A 24587-nucleotide genomic window follows, 5' to 3' on the forward strand; every position below is an offset into this window, starting at 1 on the left:
GATGATGGTTCGTGACAAAGGTGACCAGATTGAAAAACAACCATCTCGTTGATGTCCCTGGGCAAAGTCAAGCCATTATCCTACAACCCGTTATAGGGAGTAGGGCAGATTCTAGCTGAGGCAAAGTACTGCAAAGGCATGGTGTAGCTTCTAGGCTAGTCGTTACCAGAAGCCCAATGATCAAAGAACGGGACAGTTCCTGGGCTGTCATGATTCACCAATTCGAGGTATGGACGGGGGATTAAAACGTTCCAATCTTCCCACGAAAATTTCCAACAGGCGAGTCTTGACAATCTAAAACCATTCTTTTACATTATTAACAGTGAGCGCAAGCGCGCTAGTTCAGGCCCCCATCGTCTAGAGGCCTAGGACACCTCCCTTTCACGGAGGCGACGGGGATTCGAATTCCCCTGGGGGTATTTAAAAAATATTAGATAGGCGAGGATAAACTTTATCCTCGCCTTTCTGTCATGTCAGATATTTTGGTCAGTGTTGTCATTAGTATTTTGATTGGATTGAGGATCCGTTACTAGAACTCTCTGAAGACCTAGACAGTTGGAAGACCTAGAAAATTGGTGAAATCTGGAAACAAGTAGGGTTGAGAAATGAGGTTGAGAAAAAAATTGGCTTAAAGGCTTGCATCTCCCAAAGTTTTGCGTTATAAATACTAAGGCGAAAGCGCAAGCGCGCTAGTTCAGGCCCCCATCGTCTAGAGGCCTAGGACACCTCCCTTTCACGGAGGCGACGGGGATTCGAATTCCCCTGGGGGTATTCATCTAAAATAGTTAAGCGGTTGGGGAGCAAGCATCTTCAACCGCTTTTAAGTTTTGCCCGTTACTGCCATAGCCTTTAGTTGGCGTTGCCTATCAGGTTAAATGCAGCCCAGTCACTTGGGTGAGGGTACTTCTTTCTAGTCTCCAACATGGCTTGACGTAGGGCTTGAGCCTTTTGGGATGGGTCTACCTTGAGACGTTGATAAAACTCTGTCATAAGGAAGGCTGTACTTTCATCCTTCACATTCCATAGAGAAACGACCACGCTGGGTACCCCTGCAATAAACAACGATCGCGAGAGTCCAATCACGCCATCGCCTGTGATGTCCCCCCGTCCGGTGCTACAGGCGCTCAGAACGGCTAAATCGGCTTTGAGTTTTAAATCCAGGATTTCACCAGCAGTTAAAAAGCCATCATTGCCTGCTGAAGGGGTGAGCGCGATCGCACCAGGCACTTCACCTCGGAAGGTGTCGAGTAATCCATGGGTTGCGAGATGAATCACGCTAGCAGTTTTGATTTGTTTCAGGACTTGAGTTTTCGTTGCTTGGCGGCCAATGAGGGCAGAACTTTGTAGGAGTTGGGCAATTTGGGTCGCTTCCTGCTCGGCACCGGGTAAGGACTCCAAAGGCTCGTTATTGTAGGTTGGCATCTGCGGATTTCCCACAATCAGCGGTGCAGCGAGCGGCGTCGATCGAGCGGAGGATGACGTAAGTTCGATCGCTTGTAAAGCAGGTGCAGTGGCGATCGTATGACGGAGGATGAGGGAATTACCTTGCCCATCCTCCAAGGCCGCAAAGGGCACTAGAAATAAAGCACCTTGGGGAACAAAGATGACCAAATCCTCGGGATTGGTTGGTAAATCCTGGGTAATGGGGGCAATCAGCAGATTGTGAAGGTGGTGTAGGTTATTGACTAAGCCCCGGGCCATTGTATTTGGCTGTTGGGTAATGGTGATCTTGGCACGACCTCTGACGCCTAGTTCATCTCGACTGTCTTGGATCAGGGTTGCGATCGATTCAGGGGCTGTGTTGCGATAGAAGCGCACGGTTCCATCGGGCTTGATCACCCAAATATAAACTTCCTGGTTGCCAATCAGGGAATATTGCACCAAGGTGGCATTGAGCCTTTGGGCAATTTGACGTATTTCTTGGATTTTTGGGACCGTGCCTAATAACGGTTGACTTTGGTTAAGCTGTTGGCTTTGGTTAAACGGTTGGCTTTGGTTAAACGGTTGACTTTGGTTACCCAGCCGACTGGCGAGAAGTTCGACAAAAGCCCTTGCCCGTCCCCGTTCTGCGGCTTCCAAGGCAGCTTCTGGTTTTTGTTGCAGAATCAAGGCGGTTTGCAGCAACTCATAGGTTGATTTTTGGGTTTCAAACAGTGACACCCGATCGAAATCTGTGAGGCCGGGACGTTGCGATTCCCAGAGTTGTGCGGCTTGGCTGAGGAGATCGACTGCGGTAGCCGATCGCTGCTTCTGAATTTGCACCGCCCCCAGGAGTGTGAGGGCTTTCGCCGTTGTGGCATGGTTCCCCAGCCGTTGGGCTAGGGCGATCGCAGCTTGTAAATGCTGTTCCGCTAGCTGAAGATTCCGGCGATCGAGGGCGACTTTGCCTAACTCCGTTAATAGTTCTGTTTCTTCGGGTTGTAATTTGAGTTGTTTGGCAAGGGTCAGTCCGGTTTGTAAGGTCTGTAGTGCCTCAGGGCTACGATTTTGCTGAACGTACAGACGACCCAGTTGTTTCAGCGTACCAATTTCCGTGCGTCGGCTACCCAATTCCCGATGTAGCAGGAGGGCTTGCTGGAGGGTTTGTTCCGCCCGGGGCAGTTGTCCCATGTCTAAATACAAACTGCCTAATCCGCTGAGGGCAACGGCTTCATGAATTTTGCTGCCCATTTCGCGAGCCATCGTTAAGGCCCGATCGTACAATTCCTGGGCTTTGGCATAGCGCCCCAGGGTGCGATAGGCAAACCCAAAACTGACCAAGGTGCCCAGTTCCGCTGGACGATTGCCGATCGCTCGATGAATGTCCAATGCCTGCTGATGATAGGTTAAACCTTTGGCGTACTGGGCTTGATCCCCATAGAGGCGGCCAATGTTGTCTAAATTAATGGCCTCCAGGTTTTTCTCGCCGATTTCTCGGGCAATCAGCAAGGCTCGCTGATGGTAATCCAGCGCTCTGGAATAATCGCCCAACGTGGCATAGAACACCGCAAAATTAGCAAAAGTCACCGCCTGCCCCGGACGATTGCCTGTGACTTGGTACAACATCAGGGCATGCTCATACTGCTGACGGGCGTTGGGATAATCTCCCAGGGTTTGCTGGGTTGACCCCAGGTTGTTCAAGACCGTCGCCTCATTATCGAGGTCGTTAATGGTTTGGGAGAGATATCGAGCTTGTTGATAGGTGGTCAGCGCTTGGGAATAATCGCCTTGCCGATCGTAGACTTGGCCAATGTTATTTAACGTGATGGCCATTTGGCTCCGGTTGTTGAGCGACTGGTGGATTTGCAAACTTTGTTGGTAGAGGGTAAGGGCTTGGGCATATTGCCCCAGATTGGTATAGAGATTGGCTAGATTATTCAGACTGGTGCCCTCATTACTTTTATCCCCCAAGGCTCGATCGATCATCAGCCCACGCTCATACAGACCACGGGCCGTTGAGTAATCCCCCAAGCGGACATAGCTATTTCCCAGATTGGTCAGCGATCGGCTTTCCAGCACCTTGCCCTGGTTCACCAGTTGGAGTCGCAGCTTGTTGAAACTTTCGAGCAAAACCGTCTCTGGCAGCTGTTTGGCATCGCAAAACTGACGCATGAAGCGATGGAGCGAGGAGTTTTCACCCCCTTGGGCCGCTTCGCAACTCCGCGCTAAGTTCCGAGAGGTAATCGCTTCACCATAGCGCGTTTGCATTTCCTGGGCGGTCTGTAACCCCTGGAGATAGCGCGCGATCGCCTGCGTATGATTGCCTTGACGGTTTTGTAGCGTACCCAGGTTATTGAGAATAGCGGCAATTTGTTGCCGATCGCCGCTCTGCTGAGCCATTGTCAGAGCTTTGTGATAAATGTCGATCGCGAGGGCCGTTTCTGACAAGTCATCATAGGTTCTGCCCAACGTTATCAGCAGAATCGATCTCAGCTCATGCGGGTCTGGCAATACCGTTAGAGCCTGTTTCAGGATGGGAATGGCTTGGCGATACTGCTGTTGCTCCCGTCGGAGATTGGCTAAAGCCAGTAACGAGAGTCCTTGGCCTTCGGGATCCGCCATGACTTGTGCAAATTCGAGCGCAGTTTGATAGGCTGCGCGGGCCCGATCGAACTGTCGTTGATGTTGTAATTCGGCACCTAATCCACTGTAAGCAATCCGTAAATTTGCGGTAATTCCTTGATACAGAGGATGGTCCTTAGACAACATTTGTCGCGCTTCTTGTAGAACTGCGATCGCGGCTTGATATTTTTCCTGCTGGTGATAAACTTGACCGATATTCCAAAGTGTTTGCGCAATCTTTGGTGTATCCCGCCGTTGGCGAAAGTCCTTCAGTGCATTTTGGTAGTGGTGTAGAGCGAGATCAAGGTTGCCTGCTTGGAGTGCGATGGTGGCTGCTTGCAGGGCTGGATGGGAGGTTTGAGGAGTGGATGCGACTTGGGCAAGGGTAGTGCCCGGAAAGAACAAGCCGATCGGCGTAGAGACCAAGAGAACCGTCATTGTTGCAAGTTCTACCCATTGCCGACCCATGGTCTTCTCCTTGGTGCATCGATTGCCTAGGCGCTATTTCTTTAATTTAAAATTGCTGCTCGCCAGATCAGTAATTTTCCGGAGAATGTCTTCCAGATTAGGTCTAGAGAAATAAGCCGTTGGATAGGAAAATCCCTGGTTGGTTGACCTGATTGGGAGAAGCTGAACGATCCAGTCTGTTTAAGGCTCCTGAAGGGGAGCTTGGTAGTTGAACTTCTTCCAAGGGAACTCTGAAATGAGTGGTTTTACGGATTGATTGGCTTCGCTGTGTAGGTGTGCAACGCCCTAGAGATCTTTATGCTCCAACTTCCTGGTTATCAAGTCTTGAATCCGCTGTATGTCGGAGCGAACTCCACCGTCTTTCGGGGCTGTCGGTTAGCGGATAGCTGTCCAGTGATTCTTAAAGCATTACAGATCACGTCTTCTGATCCGTTTGAGCAGTCGCGCTACCGTCAGGAATACGATCTACTGCAATTGCTTGACCCGATCGGGGGCGTCATTCAAGCCTATGACTGGGTCATGCATCAACAAGTTCCTATCATCATCTGTGAAGATTTTGGGGGCCAGTCGCTGGAAGATTTTCTAGTGCAGCAACCGTTGAGTTTGGAGCAATTTTTCCCGATCGCGATCGCCATTACCAACATCCTGGGGGAAGTCCACGCAGCCCAAGTCATCCACAAAGATCTCAACCCTGCCAATATCCTCATCCACCCGCAAACCCATGAAATCAAGCTGATTGACTTCGGGATTGCAACGTTATTGACCCGAGAAAATCCAGCGATTAAAAACCCCAACGGGTTAGAGGGCACCCTGGCCTACCTCTCACCGGAGCAGACTGGGCGCATGAATCGCCAGGTGGACTACCGCACCGATTTTTATTCCTTGGGGGCGACTTTCTACCGCTTACTCACTCGGCAGTTCCCCTTTGAAGCCAAGGATGCTCTGGAACTTGTCCATTGTCACCTAGCCCGCTTGCCCCAGCCTGTCCATGAGCTGAATGGGGCGGTGGCACCGATCTTGTCGGCGATCGTGGGCAAATTGATGGCTAAAACCGCTGAAGATCGCTATCAAAGTGCTTGGGGGATCCAAGCGGATTTGGAAACCTGTTGGCAACAGTGGCAAACACAACGGACGATCGCGCCGTTTGTGCTGGGTCAACAGGATGTTTCTAGCCAGTTTCAAATTCCCCAAAAACTCTACGGTCGGGATGGAGAGATTCAAACACTGCTGGCAGCCTTCGATCGTGTGGCGTCTCCACCGGAGAATCGGGTACCTAGTCACGCGGGGGGCAGCGAACTGGTTTTAGTGACAGGCTTTTCCGGCATTGGTAAGTCAGCCCTGGTGCAGGAGGTGTATAAACCGCTGACCCAGCGGCGGGGCTATCTGATTTCGGGCAAATTTGACCAAGTGCAGCGCAACATTCCCTATCGGGGGTTTGTGTCTGCTTTGTCTAGCTTGATTCAGGAGTTACTAAGCGAAACGGAAGCGGAACTCCAAAATTGGCGATCGCGATTGCAAGCGGCTCTCGGACAAAATGGCCAAGTGATTGTGGATGTGATTCCAGCGGTTGAGCTGATCATCGGCCCCCAGCCCCCTCTGGCCGATTTGCAGCCCTCCGAGGCTCAAAACCGCTTTAATTTAGTCTTTCAAAATTTCATTCAAGTTTTTGCCCAATTAGAACATCCCCTAGTTTTATTTTTAGATGATTTACAGTGGGCAGATAGTGCCTCCTTGAAGTTAATTCAACGGTTGCTAGTGGGCGACGATCGGCAAAATTTACTCTTAATCGGAGCCTATCGAAGCAATGAGGTGAATGCTAATCATCCGTTGCAGTTAGCGATCGAAGAGATTCAAAAAGCGCAAGGTCGAATTTCTCAAGTATCGCTCAATCCACTCGGGCTCAATGATGTTCAACAATTGATTGCCGACACGGTTAAAACGACGATCGAGGCCGTTGAAGATCTCGCTCAACTCGTTTTACAGAAAACAGAGGGGAATCCTTTCTTTTTAAATGAATTTCTAAAAACGCTGTATACCCAAAAACTCATTGACTTTGACACTCGTCAAGGGCAGTGGAATTGGGACTGTACCCAGATTCAAGATTGCGGCATTACAGACAATGTAGTAGAGCTGATGACACAACGGATTCAGCAATTGCCGTCCATGACCCAAAAAGCCTTGCAGATGGCTGCTTGTATTGGTGCCCAATTTGATTTAAAAAGTTTGGCGATCGTGATGCGCCAGTCCTGTAAACAGACCTTGCAGGATCTACAGGATGCCATTTCCGTAGAATTGCTCTACGGAATCGATCGCGTGATTCACCCAGAAACCTTAGAGAGTGATTTGCTAACGAGTGAATTGCTAACGATTGATTTTGAAAGCCAATTGCGCTATCGCTTTGTCCACGATCGCATTCAGCAAGCAGCCTATGGGTTAATTCCTGAGTCTGATAAACAGCGGATACATTGGCAAATTGGACAGTTGTTACTCGCACAGACTCCCCCGGAACAGCAGGAACAAAAGTTATTTGAATTGCTGAATCATTTGAATTTGGGGCGATCGTTTTTGACCAGTGAAGCCCAACGACAACAGGTGATTCAACTGAATTTGGAAGGGGGAATCAAAGCTAAACAATCCGCTGCCTATGAGCCAGCCTTGCAATATTTTGAAATCGCGGTGGAATTATGCCGTGATCAGGATTGGCAGGATCAGTTTGATTTGATCTGGCAGGTTCACCGTGAAATCGCTGAAGCTTGCTGCATTTGCTCACAGTTCGATCGGATGGGTCAATTCGCCGCGATCGCGCTCAGTCAAGAGCAAGATGTGTGGAAACAGGCAGAAATTCAAACGATTTGCATCCAAGCTGCGATCATGCAGAACCAACCCCTTCAGGCAATCCAAATCGCCCATCGGGTCTTGCGTCAAATGGGTCTACGGTTGCCGAAAAAACCGCACCAGGGTCATGTAATTTGGCAAATGTTAATCACCCAGGCCAAACTAGCGCGGAAAACGCCACAAGTGCTGCTAGATCTGCCGGAGATGCAAGATCCGAAAATGGATATGATGCTGAGTCTCATGGGTCGAGTGGGCGCAGCATCCTATTTTGCTTACCCCGAATTTACATCCATTCAGATGTTCAAATCGATTCAAATTGCGTTGAACCATGGCACTCATAGTAACTCCAGCGGTAACTATGCCACCTATGGCCTCGTGCTCTGCGGTGTTTTAGGAAAGATCCCAGAAGGCTATAAGTTTGGCAAACTGGGCATGGATTTGGCCAATAAGCACCCGTTAAACCGTGCATCTGTAATGACCAAGTTTGTATTTAATTTCCTGATTCGCCACTGGCAAGATCCCTTACATTCCCTCATTCCTGAGTTCACAGAAGGATACCAGAACGCCCTAGTGGTTGGAAATCTAGAGTACGCAGCTTATTTTCTATTTAGCCGCTGCAATCTCAAGTTTTTAGCAGGTCGGGACTCCTTGGTTGATTTGATACAAGACCTGAAGGACTGCACGGAGACGATCGATCAATTGAATCAAGTGGCGACAGGGCGATGGATTCGGGCAACGTTGCAAGTGGTACAAAATTTCTTACAGCCTTCTGATAATCCCCATTTGTTACAGGGGGAGTTCTACCACTTGCCAGACATGCGGCCCTTGCATGAAGCGGCTAACGATCGCACGATCATTTTCCAAGCCTATTTCTATCAGGCGATGCTAGCCTATCACTTTAGACAGTGGGAGACCGCGATCGAAGCGATTCGTTTGACGAAGCAATTTGCAGATTCAGCCATTTCTTCTCCTGTCATTTCAATTCTGAATTTCTACGAATCCTTAACGCATTTATTTGGTTATTCCCAATCGTCTAAACAGCAGAAAAAACAGATATTAAAAGTAGTCAAGGCTAATCAGAAAAAGTTAAAGGAATGGGCTAAACATAATCCCAACAGTTGTCTCCATAAATTCCATTTAGTCGAAGCGGAACGGCAGCGCCTGCTGGGAAATCCCATTCAAGCCATGCAGCACTATGAACAGGCGATCGCCCTTGCCTATGACCATGGCTATCATCAGGAATCCGCGCTGGCCAATGAACTGGCTGGACAGTTTTACTTGCAACTCAATCAACCCGTTCCCGCGAAGGTTTACTTGGAAAAAGCTTGTGCAGATTACCAATATTGGGGCGCGATCGCCAAAGTGGAATGGTTAAGAACGACCTATCAGGACTGGTTAGCCCCGGTTGGGCTGGGAGCCCAGGCTGGAGGGACAACGATGAGCAATACCATGACACTGTCCCAGGGGACTTTATCCACCACCGATCGTGGCAATTTCCTAGATTTAGATACCGTGGTCAAGGCCGCCCAGGTGATGACGGGCGAAATCGTTTTAGACAAACTCCTGTCTAAACTGATGCAAATTTTGATTGAAAATATGGGAGCGCAAATTGGGTATTTGATTCTAGAGTCCAAGGGGCACCTCTGTATCGAAGCAGAAGGCTCGATTGATCAGGCGCAAATCACCGTGTTACGAGGCATTCCTGTCGAGGATTCAGTGAGTTTGTCAACCGCGATCGTGAATTACGTGGCTCGGACTGGGGAAAGTGTGGTTCTCTCCGATGCCAGGGACGATCGGCGCTTTCAACAAGACCTCTACATTCAACAACAGCACCCCAAATCCGTCCTCTGTGCGCCCCTAGTCAACCAAGGGCGCGTGAGTGGCTATGTTTATCTAGAAAATAACCTGACCGTTGGAGCCTTTACCCCCGATCGCTTAGCACTGCTCAACGTGCTCTCCTCCCAGGCCGCCATTGCGATCGAAAATGCCCGCTTGTATACCAATTTAACGGAACTCAATAACGCCTATTCCCGCTTTGTCCCGCGCCAATTCTTACAATTCCTCAACAAAGATAGCGTGGTTGATGTACAGCTAGGGGATCAACAACAGTTAGAAATGTCTGTCCTGTTTTCCGATATTCGATCGTTCACGACCCTCTCGGAACAAATGACCCCGCAGGAAAACTTCCAATTTATTAATGACTACCTCAGTCAGATGGAACCGGTGATCATTGATCACCAGGGCTTTATTGATAAATATATCGGGGATGCCATCATGGCGTTGTTTGGTCGATCTGCGGATGATGCGGTGCGGGCCGGGATTGCGATGCTGCGGACCCTCGATCGCTTTAATAAAATTCGGAACCAATCCGGAAAACCTTCGATCCAAATTGGAGTTGGCATTAACACGGGCCTGCTGATGCTAGGAACCGTGGGTGGCTACAATCGCATGGATAGTACGGTAATTAGTGATGCCGTTAATTTAGCTTCTCGCATTGAAGGTCTGACCAAGACCTATGGTGTGAACCTGTTGATTACAGAACAAACGTTACAAAAATTAGAAAACCCGGATCAATATCACATTCGTAAAATCGATCGCGTTCAAGTGAAAGGGAAGTCGGAAGTAATCACGGTGTATGAGGTCTTTGATGCTGACCCACCGCCTCGTTTAGCAGCCAAATTGGCAATGTCTGACCAGTTTAATCAGGCAATTCAGCTGTACGAGTCAGGTGATTTTGCGATGGCGATGCATGAGTTTGTCCAATGTCTAATGCATCACCCATCGGATCTCGTTGTTCGGCATTATCTCAAGCACTGTATGCAACGGCGTTTTCAGATCGTGCGCGATCGGCAACTAGCTGGGGAATTCTAGGGTTAAATCTTCCCAAGATTTTCACTTTTCCAAGATTTCCACGGTGATTGCTGACGCAGTGATTACTAACAGTGATTACTAACTACGTAGTGATTACTCGAGGATTACTCGAGCTACAGTGATTACTCGAGGATTACTCGAGGGCAATGAATCAACAGGGTGCATCACGGGTTTTATAGCCAGTTCCTTGCGGGACTGCAACGGTTTCGCACATATTTCCCATCAATTTAATGAGGCTCTGATGACCACTCGTTATCCTGTGTCTACGCCTTCCAATTTTGTGCTCTCTACAGATAAGGCTGCTCCGTTAGAATTAGTCAATAACAAGGCAGAAATTACGTCTACGGTACGGTTTCCAGACGCTGGGATGATCACCAGCCGCGAAGAAGTCACCGATCGTCCCTTGCAAGTTCTTGAAGGCTCCCTACCCGCCGATCTAACGGGGCATATCATTTTTATGAGTCCTGCAGGCAGCATCGATATGCAAGAGCAGGCAGGAAAACCGCTCTATCCTTCGGCGGACGGCACCTCTTTGTTTAACGGTGATGGCATGGTGCGTCGTTTCGACTGCCGCCCGGAGGGTATCCGCTATACCAGTCGTCTCCTCAAAACCCCTTGCTACTATGCAGATGCAGCCAGCCGTCCGGGAACCCGCTATGCAGACCTGAAGTTTTTCAGCAGTGGATTGGCTCGGTTTTCCTTCATGCTGGGTTTCCGGGATGAAATTAACACCGCTTGTATTCCGGTGAAATTTACAGGCGATCGCCATTGGCGGCTCTTGGCCTCCTGGGATGCGGGGCGACCCTACGAAATTGATCCGTTGTCCTTGAAAGTAGTCACCCCCGTCGGTTCCAATCAAGAATGGCGCGAACAGAAATTACCTTTTAGATACGGCCCCTTCCGCTTGGTCACTACGGCAACGCACCATGCCTACGATGACCATACCCAGGAACTCTGGACGGTTAACTGGGGGAAATCGTTGTTAACGATGGTTTCTCCATTAGTGATTCAAATCTTTCGATCGCTCACCCGAGGCAATCCTTTGCTGGAATTTCTCGGCAAAATTGCCTTTTGGGTGATGATGCAAGTGCTGCAATTTGTTAGCTTGATTTTGCATGTCTTTGGCTTTGGGGGCGAGGACTTTGTTCGGTTGATGCGCTGGGACGGCCAAGGCGAACTCAAAGGATGGAAGGTCGTTCTGCCGACAGGTTTACCCGTGCAAATCGAGCAAAGTATGCACCAAGTTGGGGTGACCCGAGATCACATTGTGTTGATGGATACGTCTTTCAAACTGGGGCCAGAACAATTAATTCCCAATCCCTTGCCGGGGAATACCCAAACGGAACGGGTGATTCGTAAGGTATTGAATTACGCCCAATTCCCTGACACAAATGTGTATATTGTGCGGAGATCGGACTTAGATCCCAGCAAGGATAAAGTGGTTGCCCATCAAGTGAAGATTAAGCGAGAAATTGCTCACTTCCGGGTTGATTATGATGATTCCAATGGCATTGTGCTCCATGTTGCCCATAACAATGCTTGGGATCCTTCGGAATGGCCGCAAGCCTATGATAACTTTGTCCCGTCTCCGCCCAATCCGGCTCCCGTGGACGATCGCATCGATCGCTTAGTGGGAATGACCGTTACCACAACGGATCTGAACTATTTGGGCCGCTATGTGATCAATCCCAAGAATTGGAAAATCACGGAGGAAAAACGGGTCAGTGATCCGGCCTGTACTTGGGCACCCGCGCTCTATGCAGATAATGGCACGCTGACTGCACCGGAGCACTACAACACTATTTACTGGAATGCCTGGGGTTGCTGGGATGAGTTAATGACGGAATTCATTGCCAACCTCTACAAGAAATACAAATATCGCCAACTGCCGTTGCAAGAGGTGTTGCAGTACGCCAGTAAGGGCCAACCCGCGAGCCTATGTCGCTTGGATACCCAGTCCATGACGATCGTGGATCAATACGCCTTCCCATCCGGTTATTTTGGGAACTCGCCGCAGTTTGTGCCTCGGGATGCCAACAGCTCCGATCCGACCGATGGTTATCTCGTGTGCGGCGTAATTTTTGATGGGGCGGAGGGGCAATTAAACAGTCAACTATGGGTGTTTGATGCCAAGAACCTCGCCCAAGGGCCGGTGTGCAAGCTGGGTGATTCGGAGGGTAAGAGCCTGTTTGGGTTAACCATTCACACAACTTGGATTCCAGAGATTGCCCCCCGCACGGCCAGTTACTGCATTCCCGTACGATCGGACTATGATCCGTTGTTACAAGACCAGCCGGAAATTGTGCGGGAGTTGTTTGAGCAGGAAGTGTATCCCCACTTTGAGGCGTAATCCTACTTTGTGGTCTAATCCGGCGGTCTAATCCGGCGGCTTAATCAGGGTGCTTAATCCCCGTTTCCAGTACGATTGTTAGCAAAACGATCAAACACAAGTTTCAGGTGGGCGATAGATCGCGATGAATCGAGGTCAGCGATCGTCCACCTGTTTTTTGTTGAGCTTGATAGACAGATTTTTGCTGAGCTTGATGGACAGACGATCGGGCAACATCACGCGCCTATCGAACAGGTGTTAATGCAAATCCAGGGCCGCTAACTGAGCTTTTGCTTTCTGTAACGACTCAAACCACTCTCGCTCGGGATCACTATCCGCCACAATTCCCGCTCCCACTTGCCCCCAAACCGTTGCAACTTGAGGTGCTACAGTCTGGGACGCTACAGCTACAGTCTGGGACGCTACAGTCTGCGGTGCATTATCCGGTAACGGTTTAGAGGTATCTTGTTTAGATGTGTCTTGTTTAGATGTGTCTTGTGGTGCGTAAAGCAGCGTGCGGATCAGAATATTTAAATCCAAATTACCCCGAAGATCCAAATAGCCACAGGAACCGTAGAAGAGGCTGCGGCGCACGGGTTCTAGTTCTTCAATAATTTCCATGCAACGCACCTTGGGGCAGCCCGTAATCGTGCCACCGGGGAATAATGCTTGAATGACATCAATGCTATCTACATTCGATCGTAGGGTCCCAATCACATTGCTGACTAGGTGCATCACATGACTGTATCGCTCGATTACCAGTAATTCATCAACCTGAACAGTTCCCCATTCACACACCCGACCTAAATCATTCCGCTCTAGATCAACTAACATGATGTGCTCTGCCTGCTCTTTCGCATTCGATCGAAGTTCTGAAGCCAATTCCTGATCGATTTCCAAGGTCATGCCTCGGGGGCGAGTTCCGGCGATCGGTCGCGTTTCCACTTGACGATCGACCTGTTTGACTAAGCGTTCTGGCGAACAACTAATCACATCGCCGTAGGGCGTTCTCCAATAACTGGCAAAGGGCGATGGATTAATGGTTTGTAGCGCTTGATAGATTGCCCAACTACTGGCTTGAGTTTCCGTTTCAAATCGTAGGGATAAATTCGCCTGAAAAATATCTCCCGCTTGGATGTAGGCTTTGGCTTTCAGGATCGCAGCTTCGTAGGCAGCCCGATCGGTCTGTAACTTCAAAGGTGCTACGGGAGAGGAAGCCTTCTGCAATTGCTTCCGATCGTTTGCCTGGGTCGCGATCGCCATTGATTCAGATAGAGCAACCTCCAAGCGCGAAAAATCCTGGGCATCCGTAACCGCTAACCACAATACCTGCGCCTGATGATCCAGCACTGCAAAACAATCTGGCTCGTACCAATAAGCCACAGGGAACGGCAATGGGTCAGGATTCGTATAGGGCAGTTTTTCGATTTCCCACGCCAAATCATAGCCCAGCCACCCTAACCAACCGCCAATAAAAGGCAGATGAGTCGGAGGTTGGGATGCTGGCAGCGGTTGCGAAGCATCCTGAAGGGTGACCTTGGGTTCTGAGGTTGCCCCGGATTCCCCGGCTAATTGCTGGCGCAGAAACGGCAAAATTGTCCCCACGGGGGGTGTCCACAGTTGCGCTCGGTCTGCAACCTGGCGAGGGTTTCCCGCACAGATGGAATATCGTCCCAACTGAGGATAATCCGGCGACGCAGGATAGGGACTCTCCAGCAAAGTTGCCACCGGCTCGGTGACAAATAGCGCTGCAAAGATGTCAGAACCCGTACGATCGGCCAACGGATACGATCGCCATTGCCAGGAAGTCACCATAGAAAACGGAGCAACCAATAAAAGACTTATCAAAACTCAGGGGAAGCCATTCTAACAACGGCATCCCCCACCACTCAACCACTGCAACAGCAACCAGTAGACCGCATTGATACCAGCCAAAACCGGATACCGGCTAGGACTTAGCGCAAGCCGATCCAACTGTAAAAATCTTGGTGGGTAAAAAACTCCAAGAGGAGCAGCCCGAGTAACCCAAGCATTGCAAAGCGACCATTAATCTGTTCAGCATAGGGCGTCCAGCCAAATCCAGGTGCTTCAGTGCTGCTCGGTTCAACGGATTGCTGGGATTTGTCTTGTACTTGCGGCTCTTCAGTCATCGGTTCAATATCCTTGGTTCAAGGGCCTTGATGGAATATTGCAGAATTTTAACCTGTGGTGCCTAACCTTGGGATTCTGCTTCAAAGGCTTGGACAGATTCGATCAGCGATCGCACCTCTTTGGTGCCTTCCGAAGGATGAAAGTCTAGGGGTAATTTGCCCTTGGACAGCATCCGCACCCCCAACGGAACCAGACTCACCAACCCAGGAATGTCGCGAAACTTATTGGCCACCACGTTCAAGCCAAATTTACGCTCATCGATCCACCCTCCCTGCTTCACCAGTTCAATCAGTTGCTTGCGGTGACGGATCGATCGACTGGCTTGGTCATCGCTACGATCTAAAATTTCGCCTTTGATTTGGCTAATTTGTTGCAGGGGAGCTACTTCCATAGGGCAGACGGAATCGCACTGCTGGCAGCGGGTACAGCCCCAAACCCCAGCATCTCCAGCGTTATACTGCGCTAGCCGCTGCTCCGTTTGGTCGTCTCGACTGTCGGCCACCATCCGGTAAGCCTTGGCCAGGGCATGGGGACCCACAAAGCTCGGATTGACCTCCCGCGCATTACATTCTGAGTAACAAGCCCCACAGAGAATGCAGTTACCCACTTGATTCAGCTTGTCCCGCTCCGCTGGCGATTGCAAAAACTCCCGTTCTGGTACCTGCCGTGCGGCTGTGCTGACGTAGGGCTCCACGGCTTCTAGGTTGTCCCAGAAGGTTTTCATATCCACCACCAAATCGCGGATAACAGGCATATTACCCAACGGCGCGATCGTAATTGTTGGGAGTTCGTCGGTTGAGTTAGCACTAAACCGATCGACTTCGCTCCCAACATGTTCCTTACAAGCCAACGCCGATCGACCGTTGATGCGGATGGCACAACTCCCACAAATCGTATTGCGACAATTGCGACGGAAGGCCAAGCTGCCATCCTGCTCCCATTTGATGCGGTTGAGGCAGTCTAGAATGGTCGTTCCCGGCTCCGTCTCAATGGAATAGGTTTCGACCCGAGGCATTTCGTTAGGGGCTTGCCGAACAATCTGGAAGTTAACTTGCATAACCAAGACGACACCAAACTAGAAAAACTCAACCCAAACCATGATTCGATCGTCATTACCAACCCCACAAAATTAATCAGAAACCCCCATCAGAAGATCCCAATATTGAAATGCTATTGTGATGATCTAATGGTGAGATCAAGTTGTGAGATCAAGCACTGTAACCGAGACTGCTGCGCTAAAGTACGCTACAGCCTCCTATGAAATACTGGATCCTGGATGGAGCCGATCGAGTCATCTCTTCCATAATACTGAGCTTTTTAGCGTTCCCACCGAGTTACCAAGAATTCAATGCAGATTAATTAGTAGGGCTTAGGAATTTTAGTAGGGCTTAGGAATTTGACTACCCCTTGAGGGTGAGCTACCCGAGGTGAGCTACGAGATAGGTTGTCCGTGATAGGAACCAGATAACCCTATGCAATTTCCATAGGGCATTTCGATCTCACCCATTTATTCCCCGATCTCACCCATTTATTCCCCGAGTCTGTCTGATTTTGACCTCTCTTTTTAAGGGTTGAGTAACATCTTGCAACACAGCTCAGTATGAGTTCAATATCAATGGATAATCAGTGCTAATTCTATGCTATCGCGGGATGATACCTGCTGGATTCAATCAAACATCTCTGGATGAAGTAATCAATATTTTACCTTGCTCAAATCCTCAACAAATTGTGGAGAAAACATGGAGAAAGTCAGCTTTTATTTGCTATCACGTGAGCAATTACTGCGCAGGTTTCTCTGGTGAGACAAGTTAGAGACTAGCAGGTTCCAATGCGCATGATAATATCAATTTTTAAAGAATTTATTATTTCTAGCGCGTCTAATCCTTGCTTATTACTCAGTTAGAATCCCTTGTAACTTCACTTGAATTAGGCTGATAGCAGGTCGAAAAGTCCTATTCTTAAAAAAATGTGAGATTAGAGTCTGCATTTTATGATGAATGACTTGGATCGTCGCGATCGATGCAGTGTATTACTCAAGTCGAAGAAATTTATTAAAGACCTTATAACTGAATTGAACTGTTAGATTGGATCTAGAAAACCTTGCAAACCGAGTTGGGGAGAACTTCCCAAGAAGTATGTTCAATTGACGAACTTTAGCGATATATTTTATTAGGCTAAGTAAGAACAATTAGGAATATTTTCTAGAGAATGACTGAGACAGCAACTGCTCCTCTTACAGGTAAGGCTTTACTTCAAAAGGTAAAAGACCTAGCCCATTGTCCTCGTCGAGAAAAGGCCATGCGCTGTGGTTACTATACCGTTAGCAAGACGAAGAAAGTTCGAGTTAATTTCACCGAGTTTTATGATGCGCTCTTGGCTGCACAGGGTCTCGCATTAGATGCTTCCAGTGCAAAAGATAGTCGAGGCCGAGAAGCATCCTATCGTGTGACTGTTCATAAAAATGGACAGATCATTATTGGCACAGTCTATACCCAAGAAATGAATCTTCAACCCGGCGATCAATTTTTGATTAAGCTGGGATATAAGCATATTCATTTGATCCAAGTAGATAAAACTGACGATCTTGGAGATGATGACGAAACTTAAATGAGGGCACTGTCAAAGCTGATTACCAAGGCTTGCTGCCAAGATTTGCTACTGAGACTGGCCACTAAGACTTGCTGCCAAGACGTTAAGCACTGTTCCGTCACTTTGGGACGGGCACTATGGAAGTTTTACGTAGAGAAAGTTTTACGTAGAGATCACTCATCCTCTATGCAATTGCAGGCCGACGAGATTGACTGGGGATCTGAACCTAATTTCTAAACCTACTTAAGGCTATGTGCTTAGGGTTGCTGTGTAAGCGCAGCTTATGCAGGGTCGGTTCAATTTCTTGCTCGTCGGATTCTTTAATGATGTTGCTGGAATACTTATGGTTCTGGGATGATTCGTGTCCTCAAGAGTCCCAATGGGTTCAAGATATGGGCTCAAGACATGGGCTCAAGACATAGCTCCAAGATACGGAGGCAGGCCATGCGTGGGGGAAACCATGCGTGGGGGAAATCATGCGTGGGGGAAATCATGCGTAGGGCAGGCCATGGGTTTAGGATATGGGCTCCGGCCCCTTGCCTACAGGTTGTTAAGTGATCAAAAAAGCGGTGATCCCAACGTTCCCGATCGATCACCGCTAAACTCCACACCCTGATAGGAGGCATGGGTAAGGGCCTTATGAAGGCTAGAACTGAAACACGGGCCAATCTACCTCGCGGTGGTAGCTCATCATGTTGGGAAACTGTCGCAGTTCAGCCTGCTTGACCCAAAACGTCGCGTCAGTCGCTTCCAGCCAAGGTTGATTGAGTTGGTCGCAGGTTTCCGCCATGGCATCCCGATCTACCTGGGCAACATCCCCGAAATAGCCCAACGTAATGTGGGGCGTAAAGTGGTACTGCTGCTCAATTCCAATGGCAATCAAGTTGGAATTTTGATAAATCGATCGCCGCAATTCTAGGATTTGGTTGTAACCCATTTCATCCGTAGCCGCTAGGGCAAGGCCAATGGCACGGGTCATGACGATGAGCCCTGCCACCCGAAAGGGAATGGGCTGTCCACTGGTCAAGTGGGCACTCTGCTCAAAACTTTGGGAAATTCCCGATCGTAACTTGCCTTCAAAGTCTGGATCCTCGCAGGCATGACGATAGGCACTATCCCAAATCATGTCCGCAATGGTCAGGTGGAAACTTTCGGGTGGAATGGGAATGAACACATCCGCACCCAACGTCTTGACCAGTTCGTGTTGGTAATTGGTCAAACGCTGATACAGAGCGGGATTAGCACTATCTTCAGGGCCAGGGGGGGTAATGACGGTATACCCTGGAAATGTGCTGGGCTGCCAATCGCCTGGTTGACTTCGCTCAAATTTTGGTGACTGCTGAATATTCTGCACCTGGGAGCGATAGGTTTCTGGCAGCGTCATCCGCATTATTCGGTTGAGATAAATTTGATAGGTCTCGTCCAAGAGCGATCGCCTCAATTACAAAATGAAGATTTATCCTTAATCTAACGGGATCAGTGACTCTTCACCTAGGGAATTTTTACCAATCTGTAAAAGCCTTGCCACAGCATAGTTGTGATTGGGGATCAAGTCGGAGATTAAGGGCTATTTCATTCACAGTCGGGCAGTAAAATGACCGTTAAGTTTTCTTAATCCTAGTCCCTCTGCACCCCCTTTTCTAAGAACCCCATAGGACGCTACAAAACGCTATGCCCATTTACTTTTTCTGGGGAGAAGATTCCTTTGCTCGAGATCGTGCGGTTAAAGCTCTGCAAACTAAGGCTTTGGACCCAGATTGGGCAAGCTTCAACCTCGATAAACTGAGTACTGATCAACCGGATGCCATCCTGCAAGCCCTGAATCAAGCCATGACGCCTCCCTTTGGTTTGGGCGATCGTTTTGTTTGGTTGGTGGATAGTTCGATCGCCCAACGCTGTGGAGAAGACCTCTTAGCGGAGCTAGAACGGACTTTACCAGCTATTCCTGCGACTACCACCTTCGTGATGACCAGTGCTAGTAAGCCTGATGGTCGCCTCAAGTCCACCAAGCTCTTGCAGAAATATGCGGAGATTCAAGAATTTTCCCCGATTCCGCCCTGGAAAACTGATCACCTAGCACAACAACTCCGTAAACTGGCCCAGGAACTGGATCTCAAGTTGACCCAGAGGGCAGTGGATTATTTGGTAGAAGCAGTCGGAAACCAGACCCGGCAACTGCATAGCGAGTTGGAAAAAATTCGCCTACTGGCTGGAACGACCCAACAGCCTCTAGATGTAGACGAGATTGCCCCGATCGTCACTGCTTCCAACCAAAATAGCCTCAAACTGTTTGCAGCGATTCGTCAGGGGCAAACGACAACGGCGCTGGAACTGGTGGCAGATCTGCTACGTCAAAATGAACCAGGGCTCCGAATTGTTTCTACGCTGACGGGGCAATTTCGCCAACGCCTCTGGATCAAGCTAATGCTGGAGTCTGGAGAACGGGACGATCGCACGATCGCCCAAGCGGCAGACCTTGGAAACCCCAAGCAACTCTACTTCCTACGCCAAGAAGTGGTTCGCACGCCGCTACAAGCCTGGGAAAGGGCTCTTCCCCTCTGTTTGGAATTGGAATTTAGCTTAAAACGAGGGGGCGACGAAATAGCAGTCCTACAAACCAAGGTGATAGAGCTGTGTGAATTATTTCGAGGCTAAATGACGGGCCGCCACAAGCTGCTTTCTACCACCGCAACTCTTTCTAACAGCCCTGTCTACCAATCCTTTCTATCAACTCTTTCTATCAATCCTTTCTATCAAAATTGTCTGAACCATTGTTCTACGCCCTCCCAGGCACGCTCGCTCGCTTTTCAGGATTTCAAGAATCTGTGACAGGTCAGGAACTTATCCCGCATAGAATGAATCTAGAAAATTAATCCTCTGTTGTGTGCAAGTTTTTCAAACGTCACACCTTGTCATGAGTAACCTGCTGTTCTCCCCTAAAACCATGCGTCTGTCTAGCTTCCCAATCCCAACTCCTGTGAAGACTCCTCCTCTGTCCCAATACCGCCGCGGGTGCCAGCGATCGCTGACTCGATCGCTGTGGGTTGGTGCGTTGTCTTCATTGACCCTGCTCGCAAGCTGGGCCCCCATCCTTCCCCTCGGAAGTTCATCTTCGGCGCTATTGGGCACCACACTCTGGGGAACTCAGGTAGCACGGGCGGAAGAATCTTCGTTTACCCGTTACGTTCGGGCGGCCTTTGAAATTGAAAAGCAACGGCGGGCTTTGATTGGCCGAGTGAAGGAACTGACCGATGGGAATGTTCCCAATAATGTCTGTCATAGCAGCGGCTTGGAACAAATTCCGGGAGGCATTCGCGAGGCAGTGCAAGGCATTTGTGGTAATTTCAATCGGTTTGCTGGAGATACGGTCAAGAAATATCAACTCAAGCCAGAGGAATTCAATAGCTTCCAGCGTCAGGCAGGCAATAGTGATATGAAGGAACGGATTAACGCAGAAATCAAGCGCCTTAATCTTAAATAGACGCTTCTAGACACTTCAGAAACTTCCTACGGCCTACAGGTACGTGTTGCTAGCGCTAGGTGCGTGTTGCCATCGCTAGCCCATCAAATTCTGCCCCGCTTCAGCAACTTCAACTACCTAGACTCCCGCTCCAGATTCATGGAGCGGGAAAATTTTTTAGGATTTTTTTTGAGCGCACCATTTTTTGAGCAAAGCAATGCCGGAGCAATGACTGAAGCGACCTCAGACCTAGGCTGACTAAGACTTCAACTGGGTTGCTGCTTTAAATGGGTTACTAATGCCTGTAAGCCCAACCGATAGCTTTCAGCGCCAAACCCACAAATCTGCCCGATCGCAACTGGTGCAATGTAGGAATGATGGCGAAAGGCTTCGCGTTTATGGATATTACTCAAATGAACTTCTACGGTGGGCAGATTCACTCCCGCGATCGCATCCCGAATCGCCACACTGGTATGGGTATAGGCACCGGGATTTATTAAAATGCCTTGGTGAACTCCCATCGCAGCATGGATGGCATCCACCAAGGCACCCTCATGGTTAGACTGTAGACTAGACACCCTGATCCCCAGATCTGGAGCCATTTGCTCCAGCATCAAGTTAATATCTGCCAGGGTCGTAGAGCCATACACTTCCGGCTCACGCAGACCTAAAAGATTCAAGTTAGGGCCGTGCAATACTAAAACGCTAAACAAACTTGACCTTCTCGTAGCGTCAGCGAAGTTTTGATTGAAATGATAGAAGACGAAACTCTTTACCCAGTGAAACGTCCGTTCTAACGTGGGTAGCGACGGCGATCGTCCACGGGAACTGGAATGGGTTCAGGTTCAGGCTGAGCATCGGGGCCTAACAGCGCTTCAATCAGCTTGCGAGCCCACTCTTTTACCTTTTCCAGAACCTTATCAATGACATCCATTGAACAGACCTCTCCTTAAATGTCTAGTCTGGACACAGTCACCTTTCAGACGTTAAACCCTTAAGCTAAAAATCTCCTCGACGAAGAAAATTTTTAAAGGTAAACATAACCTGATCTTAACAAGGGAACGAAGTAAAGCCAAGCAGAAATTTTGCAGGACTTCTCCCATCTGATTCAAATCATAACGAATCTTGACAGAAGTGTGAGGGTTATCCAGGTAGGGTTATCCAGCCAGGACTTGTCGCCGCAATTGGTCAAGGGCACTACAAGCACTGACTTGCCGAATCCAATCTCGACCTCGGTTGCCAAAACGGCATTCCTGAGCTATAACGCTGCCATCGGGGGCAGCTACGCCAACGTAGACCAGGCCGATGGGTTTCGCATCGGTTCCACCCGTGGGGCCTGCAATCCCTGTGATGCTGACTCCCCAGTCTGTGCCTAGGGCCGATCGGGCTCCCCCTGCCATCTGTTCCGCCACGATCGCGCTAACGGCCCCTTCAGTTTGTAAGACTGTCCGATCTACCCCTAGGAGTTTTTCTTTAATGCGGTTGTCATAGGCGATGATTCCGCCCCAGAAGTACTCCGAGCTCCCGGAAATCCCAGTGAGCATCTGGCCCAACCCACCGCCGGTGCAGGATTCAGCCACGGCCACTGTTTGCCCTCGATCCCTGAGTAAGGCCCCCACGACAGAGGCTAGGGAATCTTGATCTGCACCATAGCAATCGCTGCCTGCGATCGCGCGCAGTTGGGCTTCCACCGGGCTAATCAGAGCCTGTGCAGCGGTCGTTGAATCCGCTTTAGCGGAAATTCTCAATTTGACTTCCCCCCAGTTGGCATAGGGTGCGACTGTGGGATTTGTCAACGCCAAAAATTCACTGACCCGTTCAGCCAGACTGGACTCGGAAATGCCCCAAAACCTGAGGGTTCGGCTGACGATCGTGGCTGAAGTCCAGCCCTGGGCTTGGAGATAGGGAATGGCTGTCTCCTGCCACATGGCTTTCATTTCCGTGGGCACTCCAGGGAACGTGAAAATTGTGACATTAGGCCGAGGCTGCCAAATCATGCCGGGGGCGGTACCGACGGGATTGGGCAAAATGGCTGATCCCTGGGGCCGGAGCGCCTGTTTCCGATTGTTGTCGGTCATGGTTCTGCCACGGGCTGCGAACTTTTGAGCGATGTCTGCAACCACTGCGGGATCTTCCACCAGAGGCGTTTCAAACGTTTGCGCGATCGTTTCTGTAGTTAAATCATCGGGAGTTGGCCCCAGGCCACCCGTGAAAATCAGTAACTGTGCCCGACTCGCAGCAAGTTCGATCGCCCGTTTCAGTCGATCGGGATTATCGCCGACGGTGGTTTGGTAATAGTGAGCAATGCCTAACTGAGCCAACTGTTGGGCTAAAAATTGCGCATTGGAATTCAGAATGTCGCCCAGCAATAACTCGGTGCCGACACTCAACACTTCTGCAACGATCGTCATGGATTTTTAACCTAGGGTTCTAAGGCGATTGGTTGGGGCGGGATTACTGCGGGAGAGAAATCGGGTAGATTACTAGGCTGCGCTAGATCACCAGGCTGCATTTTTCCACTCAGTCCCTCGGCCTAGTCTCTAAGCTTGCTTGGCAATTCTCCAAACTCGCCAGGTCGCAAAGCTGAGAATCAACGTGGCCGAAATGGCGTAGGCAAAGCCACTGGGAACCCCCGAAAAGGCTAGGGCTAAGCTCCCAACCCAGAGGGTCAGAGAATAGATAAACAGAACCGTCCGGCGGTGGGAAAGTCCAGCATTGAGCAAGCGGTGGTGTAGGTGGCGCTTGTCCGCAATGAAGGGCGATTTGCCGTTGCGTAATCGATCGAGAATAACCGCCGACATATCGAGAATGGGTACCGCCAGAATCAGATAGGGCAATAGGACTGCCACGGTGGTAACGCCTTTGACAAGGCCGATCGCGCCAATACCCGCTAAGGTAAATCCAATAAAGTAGGATCCACCATCCCCCATAAAAATTTGGGCTGGGTTAAAGTTGTACCGAAGGAACCCGAGGGAAGACCCTGCAAGCGCGGCGGCAATCAGCGCTGCTGCCGGTTGCTTCATGAAAATACAAGTCAGCAGCATGACCACGGCTGCAATACCGGAGACCCCAGCCGCCAAGCCATCTAAGCCATCAATCCAATTAATGGCATTGGTCATGCCCACCAGCCACAGCACCGTAATGGTCAGACTGATTGGATCGGGAAGCTGGAGAAGTCCCAAGCCAGGAATGGTAATAAAGTCAATTTGTACGCCCGCCGACCAAGCCGCGATCGCGACAATAACTTGCATAATCAGTCGGCTCAGGGGCGACAAATTAAACAGGTCGTCGAGCAAGCCAATACCAAAATAAGCCAAGGCTCCCAGAGCGACCCCCCAGGCTTCGTATTCTTTGACTTGCGGCAGTTGCCCGAAGCCCCCTGTCCACCAAACTGTGAGCAGCGCGAGAGAAAACCCCGCAAACATCGCCACCCCGCCCAACCGTACCATGGGACGATTGTGAACCTTCCGGGGATCGGGGCGATCGACGAACCCCAAACGGAGTGCCGTCTTCTTGATCAAGGGGGTGGTAACAATGACCGTTAGAGCAGCAATGAGAAAAGCAGCCAAGGGATAGAGAAGGGACAGCATCTGGAAGTGCAGTGAAGTTTCTTTGGACAGACGTTGCCAGCAGGGTGAGCCTACCACATACTGATGTTACTCAGCAAAGATTTATTAAGACCGATCGGGTTTGCTTGTTTCTTCGATAGTTTTGCGGGAGTTCCGTCAAGTTTCAGCGAAGATTAGCTTAACCGATCGAAATTCGTGCTTAAGGTGCCTCAGCATACACGCAAAATTGCCAAAGTGAGGAAATCTTTTGCAGCAAGGTGCCTGCTGAGCCAAG

General features: G+C 49.7%; 14 protein-coding genes and 2 tRNA genes. 7 read left to right on the forward strand and 9 right to left on the reverse strand.

Annotation, left to right across the window (positions count from 1 at the left end; genetic code table 11):
* Positions 1-346: 346 nt before the first annotated feature.
* Positions 347-419: transfer RNA gene (locus tag H6G21_RS11020), tRNA-Glu, on the forward strand.
* Positions 420-698: 279 nt separating this feature from the next.
* Positions 699-771 (forward strand) — tRNA-Glu (locus tag H6G21_RS11025).
* 78 nt (positions 772-849) lie between these two features.
* Here H6G21_RS11025 and H6G21_RS11030 read toward each other — a convergent pair.
* Positions 850-4509, reverse strand: coding sequence for a CHAT domain-containing protein (locus H6G21_RS11030; RefSeq protein WP_190573457.1), 3660 nt, complete (start codon positions 4507-4509; stop codon positions 850-852).
* 297 nt (positions 4510-4806) lie between these two features.
* Here H6G21_RS11030 and H6G21_RS11035 point away from each other — a divergent pair, with 297 nt between their 5' ends.
* Positions 4807-10215 carry an AAA family ATPase gene (locus H6G21_RS11035; RefSeq protein ID WP_190573458.1) on the forward strand — a complete coding sequence of 1803 codons (5409 nt, stop codon included), beginning with the start codon at positions 4807-4809 and terminating at the stop codon, positions 10213-10215.
* A 241-nt stretch (positions 10216-10456) separates the two neighbouring features.
* Positions 10457-12565 (forward strand): carotenoid oxygenase family protein, encoded by a 2109-nt coding sequence (locus H6G21_RS11040; protein ID WP_190573459.1) that lies wholly within the window; start codon positions 10457-10459, stop codon positions 12563-12565.
* 237 nt (positions 12566-12802) lie between these two features.
* Here the strand turns inward: H6G21_RS11040 and H6G21_RS11045 are convergent, their stop codons facing one another.
* The 3 genes from H6G21_RS11045 to H6G21_RS11055 all read right to left on the reverse strand — a co-directional run bounded on the left by H6G21_RS11045 (position 12803) and on the right by H6G21_RS11055 (position 15752).
* A complete protein-coding gene (locus tag H6G21_RS11045; RefSeq protein ID WP_190573460.1) occupies positions 12803-14359 on the reverse strand; it encodes an anthranilate synthase component I in 1557 nt (518 codons plus the stop codon).
* Positions 14360-14499: 140 nt separating this feature from the next.
* The gene (locus H6G21_RS11050; protein ID WP_190573461.1) at positions 14500-14694 is read right to left on the reverse strand and encodes a chlorophyll a/b-binding protein; all 195 of its coding nucleotides are present in this window, start codon (positions 14692-14694) and stop codon (positions 14500-14502) included.
* Positions 14695-14756: 62 nt separating this feature from the next.
* Positions 14757-15752: a succinate dehydrogenase/fumarate reductase iron-sulfur subunit gene (locus H6G21_RS11055; protein ID WP_190573462.1), complete on the reverse strand. Its 996-nt coding sequence runs from the start codon at positions 15750-15752 to the stop codon at positions 14757-14759.
* Positions 15753-16903: 1151 nt separating this feature from the next.
* On the opposite strand from H6G21_RS11055, the gene H6G21_RS11060 reads away from it, so the two are divergent.
* Complete coding sequence (locus H6G21_RS11060) at positions 16904-17302, forward strand: AbrB family transcriptional regulator (RefSeq protein WP_190573463.1); 399 nt, start codon at positions 16904-16906, stop codon at positions 17300-17302.
* A 628-nt stretch (positions 17303-17930) separates the two neighbouring features.
* Here H6G21_RS11060 and H6G21_RS11065 read toward each other — a convergent pair.
* Complete coding sequence (locus tag H6G21_RS11065; protein WP_190573464.1) at positions 17931-18710, reverse strand: DUF1868 domain-containing protein; 780 nt, start codon at positions 18708-18710, stop codon at positions 17931-17933.
* 245 nt (positions 18711-18955) lie between these two features.
* Here H6G21_RS11065 and holA point away from each other — a divergent pair, with 245 nt between their 5' ends.
* Complete coding sequence (gene holA, locus H6G21_RS11070; RefSeq protein WP_190573465.1) at positions 18956-19939, forward strand: DNA polymerase III subunit delta; 984 nt, start codon at positions 18956-18958, stop codon at positions 19937-19939.
* 322 nt (positions 19940-20261) lie between these two features.
* Entirely contained in the window at positions 20262-20765 is a 504-nt protein-coding gene (locus H6G21_RS11075; RefSeq protein WP_190573466.1) for a DUF4168 domain-containing protein, read from the forward strand.
* Positions 20766-21010: 245 nt separating this feature from the next.
* Here the strand turns inward: H6G21_RS11075 and aroQ are convergent, their stop codons facing one another.
* The 4 genes from aroQ to H6G21_RS11095 all read right to left on the reverse strand — a co-directional run bounded on the left by aroQ (position 21011) and on the right by H6G21_RS11095 (position 24334).
* Positions 21011-21457, reverse strand: a complete 447-nt coding sequence (gene aroQ / locus H6G21_RS11080; protein WP_190573467.1) for a type II 3-dehydroquinate dehydratase — start codon at positions 21455-21457, stop codon at positions 21011-21013.
* Between the two features lie 80 nt (positions 21458-21537).
* Positions 21538-21678, reverse strand: coding sequence for a hypothetical protein (locus tag H6G21_RS11085; RefSeq protein WP_190573468.1), 141 nt, complete (start codon positions 21676-21678; stop codon positions 21538-21540).
* A gap of 223 nt (positions 21679-21901) precedes the next feature.
* On the reverse strand, positions 21902-23155 hold the full coding sequence (locus H6G21_RS11090) for a competence/damage-inducible protein A (RefSeq protein ID WP_190573469.1): 1254 nt from the start codon (positions 23153-23155) through the stop codon (positions 21902-21904).
* Between the two features lie 129 nt (positions 23156-23284).
* Positions 23285-24334: an MraY family glycosyltransferase gene (locus tag H6G21_RS11095; RefSeq protein WP_190573470.1), complete on the reverse strand. Its 1050-nt coding sequence runs from the start codon at positions 24332-24334 to the stop codon at positions 23285-23287.
* Positions 24335-24587 lie beyond the last annotated feature (253 nt).

Source organism: Alkalinema sp. FACHB-956 (assembly GCF_014697025.1).
GTDB lineage: Bacteria > Cyanobacteriota > Cyanobacteriia > Leptolyngbyales > Leptolyngbyaceae > Alkalinema.

Bases quoted from the DNA above. Each gene is read 5' to 3' on its own strand.
- H6G21_RS11030 (WP_190573457.1), bottom strand. From the start codon at position 4,509: ATGGGTCGGCAATGGGTAGAACTTGCAACAATGACGGTTCTCTTGGTC.
- H6G21_RS11035 (WP_190573458.1), top strand. From the start codon at position 4,807: ATGCTCCAACTTCCTGGTTATCAAGTCTTGAATCCGCTGTATGTCGGA.
- H6G21_RS11040 (WP_190573459.1), top strand. From the start codon at position 10,457: ATGACCACTCGTTATCCTGTGTCTACGCCTTCCAATTTTGTGCTCTCT.
- H6G21_RS11045 (WP_190573460.1), bottom strand. From the start codon at position 14,359: ATGGTGACTTCCTGGCAATGGCGATCGTATCCGTTGGCCGATCGTACG.
- H6G21_RS11050 (WP_190573461.1), bottom strand. From the start codon at position 14,694: ATGACTGAAGAGCCGCAAGTACAAGACAAATCCCAGCAATCCGTTGAA.
- H6G21_RS11055 (WP_190573462.1), bottom strand. From the start codon at position 15,752: ATGCAAGTTAACTTCCAGATTGTTCGGCAAGCCCCTAACGAAATGCCT.
- H6G21_RS11060 (WP_190573463.1), top strand. From the start codon at position 16,904: ATGACTGAGACAGCAACTGCTCCTCTTACAGGTAAGGCTTTACTTCAA.
- holA (WP_190573465.1), top strand. From the start codon at position 18,956: ATGCCCATTTACTTTTTCTGGGGAGAAGATTCCTTTGCTCGAGATCGT.
- H6G21_RS11085 (WP_190573468.1), bottom strand. From the start codon at position 21,678: ATGGATGTCATTGATAAGGTTCTGGAAAAGGTAAAAGAGTGGGCTCGC.
- H6G21_RS11090 (WP_190573469.1), bottom strand. From the start codon at position 23,155: ATGACGATCGTTGCAGAAGTGTTGAGTGTCGGCACCGAGTTATTGCTG.
- H6G21_RS11095 (WP_190573470.1), bottom strand. From the start codon at position 24,334: ATGCTGTCCCTTCTCTATCCCTTGGCTGCTTTTCTCATTGCTGCTCTA.